Origin of the sequence: Rhodanobacter sp. PCA2 (assembly GCF_013620825.1) — a bacterium.
GTDB lineage: Bacteria > Pseudomonadota > Gammaproteobacteria > Xanthomonadales > Rhodanobacteraceae > Rhodanobacter_A.
Genome location: NZ_NJIC01000050.1, coordinates 1 through 10,654, shown reverse-complemented (window position 1 = coordinate 10,654; position 10,654 = coordinate 1). Strand labels below are relative to the sequence as shown.

Here is a 10,654-nt window from a genome sequence, read left to right as displayed (position 1 = left end):
GCATGCAAGAGTAGGTCACCGCCAGGGGCTTTATCCCTCGAACGCCCTCACCGATCCCGGTGAGGGCGTTTGCTTTTCCGGGACCGGCGTCACGGCGCGGAGCCCGGTTGCGGCGACCGCCGCCGCGACGCCGGGCGACGATCGCCTATCATCGGGCAGGCTGCCGCCGGTAGCGGCCGCGGAGTACACATGTTCGTACACGTCGAGACACGCCGACGCCGCCAATGGCACTGGGCCACCGTGCTCATCGTCAGCGTTTGCGTGCTGTGTTTCGTGTGGCTGGCGCTGCTGCCGCTGCCGCAACGGCTCGCGGTGCTGCTGGACTGGGGCACGGTGCCGGCGAACATCTTCAATCCGCACGAGCCGCTGTGGCCGCAACTGACCGACCCGTCGCTGCTGCGCCTGTCCACCGCGCTGTTCATCCACGTCACCTGGCTGCATCTGCTGAGCAACCTGCTGTTCCTGGTGATCTTCGGCCTGCCGGGCGAACGCGCGCTGGGCTCGCTGCGCTTCCTGCTGCTGTTCGTGGCGGGCGGCATCGTGGCGAACCTGATCGGCGCGTTGTCGCTGGCCGGCGTGCGCCTGCCCATCATCGGCTGCAGCGGCGCGGTGTCGGCGGTGGTCGGCACCTACGTGGCGCTGTTCCCGCGTGCCCGGCTGGGCCTGGTGCTGCCGTTGGGGTTGTACCTGGAGTTCGTGCGCGTGCCGGCCTACCTGCTGATCGGCATCTGGGTGCTGCTGCAGCTGCTCTTCAGCTATGCCGGCCCCAGCTACGGCGCCTACGTGTGGTGGGCGCACATCGGCGGCTTCGTGTTCGGACTGGTGTTCGCGCTGTTCTCGCGCCACGCGATCGCGCGACGCCTGCGCCAGTGACGCTCAGCGGTGGCGACCGCCGTGCGACAGCCCGTGGTGGTGCGCGAAGCCGTGCAGCACGCCGCGCGCGACCGGGGTGGCCGCGACCTCGCGGAAACTGCGCTGCGGGTCGCTACCCTCACGCTGCATGTCGGCGCGCTTGCGGTGGATGTAGGCGCGCATCACGTCGGCGCTGAATTCGGGATGGAACTGCGAGCTGAGCGCCCGCGGGCCGTAGCGCAGCAGCTGGTGCGGGTCGCGTTCCGAGCGCGCCAGCACGATCGCCCCCGGCGGCGGCTCCAGCACGCTCTGCTCGTGCGTGGTGTGGGCGCGAAAACGCGCCGGCAAGCGCGCGGCCAGCGGATCCTGCGCGGCGGCAGCCAGTTTCTCGATCGGCTGCGTGCCAATCTCGCGGCCGCCCGGCAGGTAGTCCACGCGGCCGCCCAGCGCCTGCGCCATCAACTGATGGCCGAAGCAGACGCCGAACATCGGCAGTTCCGCATCCATCGCGTCGCGGATCCAGCCGGCGGTGCGCTCGCTCCAGGCGGCACGGGCGGTGACCATCGCCGCCGAGCCGGTGATGATGGCGCCGGCGATCCCGTCGATCGCGGGCAGCGCTTCGCCCGCCTCCACGTCCACCACCTGCAGGCGTTGCGGCGCCAGTTGCGCGCCCAGCCGGAACCAGTGCGGGAAATCGCCGTGGCGGCCACGGATGGGGTCGGGCGCGCGGCCGGTGCGGATGATCAGGACGGGTTTCATGCCTTGCCGGATGACTGGGGTGGAGTGGGGTCGTCGGGTGCCTCGATCGGCGGCAGCACGGCGAGCACCTCCTGCACCGTGGTGAGTCCGCGCGCCACCTGCTCGGCGGCGGAAATGCGCAGCGGGCGCATGCCCTCGGACAGCGCGGCCTGGCCGAAGTTGCCCAGCTCCAGTTGCGCCGCGATCAGCCCGCGCAGCCGCGGCGAGACCGGCATCATCTCGTAGATGCCGGTGCGGCCCATGAAGCCGGTGTTGCGGCATTCCAGGCAACCGACCGGCGCGCGCACCGTGTCCGGCACGGGCAGCGGCCAGCCGTGGGTGAGCGCCGCCCATTCGTGCGGGTCCTGCGCGGCTTCGCGCTTGCAGTAGGGGCACAGCGTGCGCACCAGCCGCTGCGCCACCACGCCGGTGAGCGTGGACTGGATCAGGTAGTGCGGCACGCCGAGGTCGAGCAGTCGGGTCACCGCGCTGGGCGCGTCGTTGGTATGCAGGGTGGAGAGCACCAGGTGGCCGGTGAGCGAGGCCTGCACCGCCATCTGCGCGGTTTCCAGGTCGCGGATCTCGCCCACCATGATGATGTCCGGGTCCTGGCGCAGCAGGGTGCGCACGCCGGCGGCGAAGTCCAGGTCGATCGAGGTCTGCACCTGCATCTGGTTGAACTCGGGCGAGACCATCTCGATGGGGTCTTCCACCGTGCACACGTTCATCGCCGGCGTGGCCAGGTGCTTGAGCGTGGAGTACAGCGTGGTGGTCTTGCCCGAGCCGGTGGGGCCGGTCACCAGCACGATGCCGTGCGGCCGTTCGACCATGTGCCGCCACTGCGCGGTCTCGCCCGCGGAGAAGCCGAGCTGGGCGAAGTCCTTCACCACCAGGTCGGGATCGAAGATGCGCAGCACCATCTTCTCGCCGAACGCGGTGGGCATGCTGGAGACGCGCAGCTCCACTTCGCGCCCGGTGCTGGATCGGGTCTTGATGCGGCCGTCCTGCGGGCGGCGCTTCTCGGCCACGTCCATGCGGGCGAGGATCTTGATGCGCGCGGTCACGGCGCTCATCACCGGCGGCGGCAGCTCGAACACCTTGTGCATCACGCCGTCGATGCGGAAGCGCATCTGCCCGGTTTCGCGGCGCGGTTCGAGGTGGATGTCCGAGGCGCGCTGCTCGAACGCGTACTGCAGCAGCCAGTCGACGATGTGCACCACGTGGCGGTCGTCGGCGCCGACCTCGCCGCTCTTGCCCAGCTCCACCAGCTGTTCGAAGTTGAGGATCGCCGACGCGTCGTAGCCGCCGTTCGCCTTCGCGTCCTGCGCCAGCTGGATCGAGCGCTGGACGCCGTAGAACTCCTGCAGGTAGCGGTTGATGTCGATGGGGCTGGATACCACGCGGTGCACGTCCCGGCGCAGCATGTGCGCAAGGTCGCTGGCCCAGGCCGCGTCGAACGGCTCGGCGGTGGCGAACGTCACCTCGCCGGTGGCCGCCGCCACCGGCAGGATGCGGTGCCGCTGCGCGTAGGCGTGGCTCACCACCTGGGTGACCGCGGCCACGTTGACCTTCATCGGGTCGATCTTGAGGTAGGGCAGGCCGGCGTGGCCGGCCAGCCATTCGACCAGCGCCTCCAGGCTCAGCGGGCGTCCCGGATCGCGCTGGCTGGGCAGCTTCGCGTTCGCGATCAGCACCAGCGGATGCAGCTCCACCGCGCTGCGGCCGGAGCGGGAGCCCATGCGCACCTGCTTCGCGTCCTCGGCGCCGACGTAGCCGTCGACCACCAGCGCGGCGAGCAGCTCGTCCAGCTCCAGCCGGCCGCGCCGGCCCAGCAGGCTTGCGATTTGTGGTGATGCGGCCATCCGGACTACTCCCCCGCGGCGCGGCGCAAGGGTGAAAAGCCGGTGCGCAAGCGTGCTGCAGCTATACTAGCGCGCTTTGTCCACGGTCACGGAAAGCCATGTCCGCACGTACCTTCCAGGATGTGATCCAGACCCTCAACCGCTATTGGGGCAGCCAGGGTTGCGTGCTGCTGCAGCCGCTCGACACCGAGGTCGGGGCCGGCACGTTCCATCCCGCCACCTTCCTGCGCTCGCTGGGGCCGGAGCCCTGGGCCGCGGCCTACGTGCAGCCTTCGCGCCGCCCCACCGACGGCCGCTACGGCGAGAACCCGAACCGCCTGCAGCATTACTACCAGTACCAGGTGGTGATGAAGCCGAACCCGGAGAACATCCTGGAGCTGTACATCGGCTCGCTGAAGGAGCTGGGCCTCGATCCGCTGGTGCACGACCTGCGCTTCGTCGAGGACAACTGGGAATCGCCCACGCTCGGCGCCTGGGGCCTGGGCTGGGAGGTCTGGCTCAACGGCATGGAAGTCACCCAGTTCACCTACTTCCAGCAGGCCGGCGGGCTGGAGTGCCGACCGGTGACCGGCGAGATCACCTACGGCCTGGAACGGCTGGCGATGTACCTGCAGAACGTGGACAACGTCTACGACCTGGTATGGACCGAAGGCCCGCACGGTACCGTCACCTACGGCGACGTGTTCCACCAGAACGAGGTCGAGCAGAGCACCTACAACTTCGAGCACGCGAACGTGGCGGAGCTGCTGCGCTGGTTCGACGTGTGCGAGGCCACCGCGAACCAGCTGATCGCGGCCAACCTGCCGCTGCCGGCCTACGAGCAGGTGATGAAGGCCAGCCATACCTTCAACCTGCTGGACGCGCGCCGCGCGATCAGCGTCACCGAACGGCAGCGCTACATCCTGCGCGTGCGCACGATGGCGCGCAGCGTGGCGGAGACCTATGTGGCGCAGCGCGAGAAGCTCGGCTTCCCGGGCCTGAAGAAGAACGCAAAGGAGCAGGCCGCATGAGCGCCGCCAAGTCGCTGCTGGTCGAACTGGGCACCGAGGAACTGCCGCCGAAGGCGCTCGACGAATTGTCCGCCGCCTTCCTGCATGGCATCTGCGATGGGCTGGCCAAGCGCGGTATCGAGGCCGCGCTGGACGAGGCGCAGGCCTGGTGCTCGCCCCGCCGTCTGGCCGTGCACGTGCCGCGCGTCGCCGCCATGCAGCCGGAGCAATCCGTCGAACGGCGCGGCCCGGCGGCGAACGCGGCGCTGGATGCCGAAGGCAAGCCCGGCAAGGCGTTGCTCGGTTTCGCGCAGTCCTGCGGCGTCGCCGTGGAACAACTTGAAAAGCTCGAAACCGACAAGGGCGCGTGGTACGTGTTCCGCGCGGTGAAGCCGGGCCAGACGCTGGCCGCGCTGCTGCCCGAAATCGTGGACGAGGCGCTGAAGGGCCTGCCGATACCGCGCCCGATGCGCTGGGCCGATCACGACTACGCGTTCGTGCGTCCCGTGCACTGGCTGGTGATGCTGCATGGCGCCGACGTCATCGACGGCGAGGTGCTGGGCCTGCGCAGCGGACGCCAGTCGCGCGGCCATCGCTTCATGCATCCGCAGCCGGTGCACGTGGCCGACGCCGACGGTTGGCTGGACGCGATGCGCAGCGCGAAGGTGCTGGCCGACCCGGCCGAACGCCGCCAGCGCGTGCGCGACGAAGTGGCCCGTGCGGCGCAGGAAACCGGCGGCGTGCCGTGGCTGGACGAGGCACTGCTGGACGAGATCGCGAACCTCGCCGAATGGCCGGTGGCCATCGCCTGCAGCTTCGAGCGCGGGTTTCTTGCGGTGCCGCAGGAAGCGCTGGTCACCACCATGGAGACGAACCAGAAGTTCGTGCCGGTATTCGACGCGGACGGCCGGCTCACCGAGCATTTCATCGGCGTCGCGAACATCGACTCGAAGCAGCCCGCCGAGATCCGCAAGGGTTACGAGCGGGTGATCCGCCCGCGCTTCGCCGACGCGAAGTTCTTCTGGGACGAGGACCTGAAGACGCCGCTGGCGAGCTATCAGGAGCAGCTGAAGAACGTCACCTACCAGCAGGCGCTGGGCAGCCTGTGGGACAAGAGCGTGCGCGTGGCCGAGCTGGCCCGCGTCGTCGCCAATCGTGTCGGCGTCGATGCAGGCGCCGCCACGCGTGCGGCCTCCCTGAGCAAGTGCGATCTGCTCACCCGCATGGTGGGCGAGTTTCCCGAGCTGCAGGGCGTGATGGGGCGCTACTACGCCGCCCACGACGGCGAGCCGGCCGAAGTGGCCGTGGCGCTGGACAGCTACTACCAGCCGCGCTTCGCCCGCGACGGCATCGCCGCGGACCGGGTCGGCCAGGTGCTGGCCGTGGCCGAGCGCCTGGACACGCTGGCCGGCATCTTCGCCGTGGGCATGAAGCCCGGCGGCAACAAGGACCCGTTCGCCCTGCGCCGTGCCGCACTCGGCCTGGGCCGCACCCTGATCGAAGGGAAACTGGAACTGGACTTGCGTGCCGCCTTCGCCGAGGCGCTGGAACTGCTGCCCGAGGCCGCCTTCGCGGCGGGCGCGAAGCCCGGCAAGGATGGCAGGAAACCCGCGATCGACATCGGCCAGCGGCGCGCCGCGCTGGGGGTGGAGCTGGTCGATTTCGTGCTGGATCGCCTGCGCGGCTACTACGCGGAACAAGGCTGTCCCGCCGCCGCCTACGAGGCCGTGCTCGCGGTGCAGCCCGCCACGCTGCCGGACTTCGACCGCCGCCTGCACGCCGTGGTCGAATTCGGCCGCCTGCCGGAAGCGGCCAGCCTCGCGGCCGCGAACAAGCGCGTGGCGAACATCCTGCGCAAGCAGGCCGAGGAAACCGGCGCGCCGCTGCCGGACCAGGCTGTGGATCCCGCGCATTTCGAGGGCGAGGCGGAAGCCGCCCTGGCCGGCGCGCTCGAGGCGGCCGACCGGGAGACGTCCGCGGCGTTGCGCTCCGGCGATTACGCCAGCGTGCTGAAACGGCTGGCCCAGCTGCAGGTGCCGGTCGATGCGTTCTTCGAGCAGGTGCTGGTGAATGCCGAGGACCCGGCGGTGCGCCGCAACCGGCTCGCCCTGCTGGGCCGGCTCAAGGCCGCGTTCGGCGCGGTGGCCGACATCGCCTTGCTGCGCGACTGATCCGGCACGAAAAACGCGGCGATCCTTCCGGATCGCCGCGCGTCGGCGCCGTCCTGGCGCAAGCCCCGTTTGACGGGTTCAGGCCACCTTGTAGGAGGTGGCGTGGCGGATGCGCTCGGCCAGCTGGCGGTTGAACTTCAGCATGGCGGACGCATCCACGCTGGAGCCGTCGGTGCCCAGGATCTCGTAGAGGCTGGTGAGCATGTCGGTGTTTTCGGCGAGCGACAGCGGGCTGTTCGCCAGCTCCAGCTCCGATTGCAGGATCTGCATGGCGGTGTTCAGCCGGCGCGGGTCGACCGAGCCGTCCGTGGTCGTGGCCACGCCATGGGCATGGCCGATGCGGCCACGCGCCCGCTGCGGCGACGTGGTTTCGGAGCTGTACTGCGCATCGTCCGAGGACGTGGTGGACGGGTCGACCTGCAGGGCGCCTTCGCCGGCCACCAACCAGACCAGCGAGATGCCCAAGGTGCGTGCCAGGGTGACGCAGCGCGCGCGCGACGGGTCGGTATGACCGTCGCGCCAACTGCGCACCACGCCCTCGGAGAAGCCGCACATACGTGCGATTTCCGTGGCGCTGCCCACGCGCTGGATGAGCAGCTTGATGCGATCGGCGAACGTGGATTGAAGCGAATCGTGAGGAAGTTTCTGCGTATTCATGGCGGTGGACCGTGCTGGCATGGGAGTGCCGCAATCTTTCACGATCATGGCTAACGTGAAGAGAAAGCGATGATATTGAAGCAATCTTTTGCGGTGTGGCGGAGAAACTCCAGCGCCCGCGGGCCGTTCCCGGGGTCCAACGGCGAAATCTTCTTGTTCGGGAAAATCATAAACGCCCCCAAGAAGTTCCGGTTGACACTTGCATATGGTCGTTTCGCATGTGTTCACGCAAAATCGCCCGTGAAACCGGCTTGACTTGCGTCTTGGCATGCTTTTTGGGCTATGCTCGGGATTTCCCCCGCGACGAAACCGCGGTGCTTGCAGGCGCCCGGTTTCCGTGTCCCACCCCCTTCGTTAGAGGCTTACTCCCATGCGCAAGATGGTTTTGTCGGTGATGTCGCTGGCCGTGCTGGCCATGGCCGGTTGCGGTCCGTCGACGTCGTCGCAGACGGAGAACGGCGCCGCTGGCGCCAGTTCGAGTGCGGCCGCCGCCGCCGGTTCCGTGAGCGGCACCATCTCGGTGCGCGGAACGATACAGCCGTCGCCCAATGCGCAGCTGGTGATCAACCTGGTGGACGTGTCGCCGTCCGCGGCCGGCTCCCCGCCGTTGGCCAGCAAGACGGTGGCCTCCGGCGCCACGTTCCCGTATTCGTTCCAGTTGGACTTCAAGCCCGGCGACATCAAGACCAACGACGTGTACGTGGTGAAGGCCATCCTCACCGACGGCGCGCGCCACTACTCCATGCCGATGCAGGCGCCGGTACTCACCGGCGGCAACAAGAACCAGGCCACGATCGAGCTGGTGGCCGAACAGACCCCGGCCGAGAAGGACCTGGCCGACTTCAACGCGCTGATCAAGCAGATCGGCGGCATGAAGGTGAGCAGCGGCACCAAGCTGGATCCGAACGCCTCGCGCGGCTGGCAGGTGTTCCGCCAGAACGGCGAGACCAAGGTGATCCGCGAGCTGGTGGACTACGGCGACAAGGGCTTCACCAGCACCGACTTCGCCTACAGGAACGGCGCGCCGTGGGTGGCCGTGCAGCAGAAGAAGGCGAACAAGGACGCCAAGCCCAGCTCGACCGATCGCGCCAGCTGGACCGAGAACGGCATGGTGGTGCTGCACGAGCAGCAGACGGGCGACAAGACCGGCGACCTGAACTCCGACGAGGCCAACAGCCTGCGCCAGCAGGCGGCGAGCATCTACAACATGGCCGGCGGCAACAAGAAGAAGTAAGCCGCTTCACACGGCAGGGTTCGCGAAGAAGGCCGGCATTGCCGGCCTTCTTCTTTAGCTGTCGCGCGCGGCCGTCCGTGGCCGTGATGCTCAGAAGGCGTACTTCATGCCCAGGTTGACGCTGTTGTACTTCTGGCTGTTGTCGCTGAAGCGGCCGCTGTAGCCCACCCAGCCGCTGAGACGCGGGTTGAACTGCGCGGACAGGCCCAGGTCGGCGGTGCCCCAGGTCTTGTCGGGCACGTAGCCGGTCAGCGCGAAACTGCCGTTCATGCTGTTGAGGCCGGCGGTGATGTTGCGCGCATCCGCCTTGCCGTCGTGGTTCCAGGCGATCTCGGCGTACGGCGCCAGCGTGGTGCCGCCGGCCTGCCAGTGGCCCTGCACGCGCCAGCCCAGCGTGCCGACCAGGGCGTTGCGTTGCTGGCGGCCGAACCACATCGCGGTGCTGTCGTTGCCGTCCTCGTTGTAGCCGTTGATCTTGACCGTCTGCCATTCCACGTTCGCGAACGGACCGGTGCGCACGCTGCCCAGGTCGAACCACCAGCCGCCGGTGAGGCCGGCGCCCAGGTGCGAACCATCGGCCTTGCCGCTTTCGCTGCGCGTGGCGGTGCCGATCGCGATGCGGCGGTCGATGTCGCTGAAGCTGGACTGGCCGAAGTTCGCATAGCCGCCTACATAGCCGCCGCCCTGGTGCCAGGTGACGTAACCCAGGCCGCTCACGTCCTGCAGCTTGTAGCCGCCACCGCCGCTGAAGTCGGCGTTGTTCTGGCCCACGCCCAGGGCCACGCCGGCCGAGAGGTTGTCGTTGACGGCCACATCCACGCCCAGCGTGAGGTTGACGTTGTCGCTGGTGGTCTTGGGCGTGCTGCCTTGGGCGTCGAAGCTCTGGCGCGCGTAGTCCACGTTGACGAATACGCGCGTGGGGCTGCCGTTGCCGTCGGCCAGCATTTCATTGCGGATCGCGCGGGTCTGGGCGGTGCTGTTGGCCAGCGGCGCTTCGCCCAGCAGCGAGATCTGGCCCGGTGCAGCGAGTTCGGACAACACGATCTGCGCCAGCATCGCGTGCGCCGCGGTGGTGGGATGCACGCCGTCGGCGAACAGGTAGCTCTGGTCGGTGCCCGGCGCGTAGGAGAACGGCAGGCCGGCACCCTGCGGGCCGCACAGCACCGAGCTGGCGCCGGCGCCGCAGGCCGGCGCGGTGACATTGCTGAAGCCGTAGGCCGAGGGGTTGGCGATCACCTCGTTGATCAGGCCGTAGGTGTTCACCGGGATCACGTTGAGCCCCTGGCCGCTGAGCTGGCCCAGGCCTGCGTTCAAGGTGCTGTTGAACAGCACCGACAACTGGGTGGCGCCCGCCGACGCGGCCGCGCCGCCGGCCAGGGCCTCGGGCGTGGCGCCGATGTTCGGCAGGTTGTAGACCACCACGTACTTCGCGCCGCTGGCCTGCATCTGGCCCAGCAGGCCGAGTTCGGTCCTGGCGGCGTTCACCGTGCCGGCGGCGAGCACGTTGGCATCGGTGCTGGTGCCGGTCAGGTAGAAGATGTCGTTGGCGCCGCCCCAGACCTGGTACAGCGCGTGCGCGTCCGCATGGCCGCCGTTCGCCGCCAGGTACATCTGCAACTGCTGCGGCAGCGTCGGCACGGGCGCGACGCCCTGCACCACGCCGGCGCCGCCGAACGCGTAATCGGTGCCCCCCAGCAGCGAGGCCTGGACGGGATTGCCCAGCCCGGACGCAACCAGCTCCGCGGCGGTCTTGCCCGGGTTGGTGGTGAAGCGCAGCGGCACCGACGAATTGATCGGAGGCGAAAGCGACAGGTTGCCGGCATCGCTCAGGCTGTCGCCGAACACGACGACCTTGCTGAAGTCGGTGGCGCTGGCGGCCGTGCTGAACAGCAGGGCGGTGGCGATGGCGCCGACCAGATGGCGGGTACGAAGCATGGAAGTACTCCCCTCGACCGGGATGGCCTTGTTAGATGGACGTTACGGTACGGCAATCCATACGGAACCGCATGCTGCAGTGCATCGCCGCGGCATGCGGTTCGGGTGCCGGAATTTCAGCGCTTGATCGCGCGGGCCAGCGCGTCGGCGAAGGCGCTGTTGGCCGGGGCGGGGGCCGGCTTGGGCGCGCCGCCGGGCCGCGGTCCGCGCCCCGGC

8 protein-coding genes are annotated in these 10,654 nt (G+C 68.9%); 4 read left to right on the top strand and 4 right to left on the bottom strand.

Features of this window, described 5'->3' with window-relative positions; all coding sequences use genetic code 11:
• The first annotated feature begins 189 nt into the window (after window positions 1–189).
• Window positions 190–873, top strand: coding sequence for a rhomboid family intramembrane serine protease (locus PCA_RS15870; RefSeq protein WP_181303588.1), 684 nt, complete (start codon window positions 190–192; stop codon window positions 871–873).
• A 3-nt stretch (window positions 874–876) separates the two neighbouring features.
• Here the strand turns inward: PCA_RS15870 and PCA_RS15865 are convergent, their stop codons facing one another.
• Together PCA_RS15865 and PCA_RS15860 are read right to left on the bottom strand one after the other, a co-directional pair.
• Window positions 877–1,611, bottom strand: a complete 735-nt coding sequence (locus PCA_RS15865) for a glutamine amidotransferase (RefSeq protein ID WP_181303587.1) — start codon at window positions 1,609–1,611, stop codon at window positions 877–879.
• On the bottom strand, window positions 1,608–3,452 hold the full coding sequence (locus PCA_RS15860; RefSeq protein ID WP_181303586.1) for a GspE/PulE family protein: 1,845 nt from the start codon (window positions 3,450–3,452) through the stop codon (window positions 1,608–1,610). The genes PCA_RS15865 and PCA_RS15860 overlap by 4 nt, the downstream gene beginning before the upstream one ends.
• A gap of 98 nt (window positions 3,453–3,550) precedes the next feature.
• Between PCA_RS15860 and glyQ the strand changes: the two genes are divergently transcribed.
• Both glyQ and glyS read left to right on the top strand, forming a co-directional pair.
• The gene (gene glyQ, locus PCA_RS15855; RefSeq protein WP_181303585.1) at window positions 3,551–4,462 is read left to right on the top strand and encodes a glycine--tRNA ligase subunit alpha; all 912 of its coding nucleotides are present in this window, start codon (window positions 3,551–3,553) and stop codon (window positions 4,460–4,462) included.
• Entirely contained in the window at window positions 4,459–6,612 is a 2,154-nt protein-coding gene (gene glyS, locus PCA_RS15850) for a glycine--tRNA ligase subunit beta (protein WP_181303584.1), read from the top strand. The genes glyQ and glyS overlap by 4 nt, the downstream gene beginning before the upstream one ends.
• 78 nt (window positions 6,613–6,690) lie before the next feature.
• Here the strand turns inward: glyS and PCA_RS15845 are convergent, their stop codons facing one another.
• Window positions 6,691–7,269: a helix-turn-helix transcriptional regulator gene (locus tag PCA_RS15845; protein ID WP_181303583.1), complete on the bottom strand. Its 579-nt coding sequence runs from the start codon at window positions 7,267–7,269 to the stop codon at window positions 6,691–6,693.
• Between the two features lie 370 nt (window positions 7,270–7,639).
• Between PCA_RS15845 and PCA_RS15840 the strand changes: the two genes are divergently transcribed.
• A complete protein-coding gene (locus tag PCA_RS15840; RefSeq protein WP_181303582.1) occupies window positions 7,640–8,503 on the top strand; it encodes a YbaY family lipoprotein in 864 nt (287 codons plus the stop codon).
• Between the two features lie 90 nt (window positions 8,504–8,593).
• On the opposite strand, the gene PCA_RS15835 is transcribed toward PCA_RS15840, so the two are convergent.
• Window positions 8,594–10,438 (bottom strand): autotransporter domain-containing protein, encoded by a 1,845-nt coding sequence (locus PCA_RS15835; RefSeq protein ID WP_181303581.1) that lies wholly within the window; start codon window positions 10,436–10,438, stop codon window positions 8,594–8,596.
• Window positions 10,439–10,654: the final 216 nt, after the last annotated feature.

Excerpts from the sequence above, each read along its gene's own strand:
- PCA_RS15870 (WP_181303588.1), top strand. The coding sequence starts at position 190 with ATGTTCGTACACGTCGAGACACGCCGACGCCGCCAATGGCACTGGGCC.
- PCA_RS15865 (WP_181303587.1), bottom strand. The coding sequence starts at position 1,611 with ATGAAACCCGTCCTGATCATCCGCACCGGCCGCGCGCCCGACCCCATC.
- PCA_RS15860 (WP_181303586.1), bottom strand. The coding sequence starts at position 3,452 with ATGGCCGCATCACCACAAATCGCAAGCCTGCTGGGCCGGCGCGGCCGG.
- glyQ (WP_181303585.1), top strand. The coding sequence starts at position 3,551 with ATGTCCGCACGTACCTTCCAGGATGTGATCCAGACCCTCAACCGCTAT.
- glyS (WP_181303584.1), top strand. The coding sequence starts at position 4,459 with ATGAGCGCCGCCAAGTCGCTGCTGGTCGAACTGGGCACCGAGGAACTG.
- PCA_RS15845 (WP_181303583.1), bottom strand. The coding sequence starts at position 7,269 with ATGAATACGCAGAAACTTCCTCACGATTCGCTTCAATCCACGTTCGCC.
- PCA_RS15840 (WP_181303582.1), top strand. The coding sequence starts at position 7,640 with ATGCGCAAGATGGTTTTGTCGGTGATGTCGCTGGCCGTGCTGGCCATG.
- PCA_RS15835 (WP_181303581.1), bottom strand. The coding sequence starts at position 10,438 with ATGCTTCGTACCCGCCATCTGGTCGGCGCCATCGCCACCGCCCTGCTG.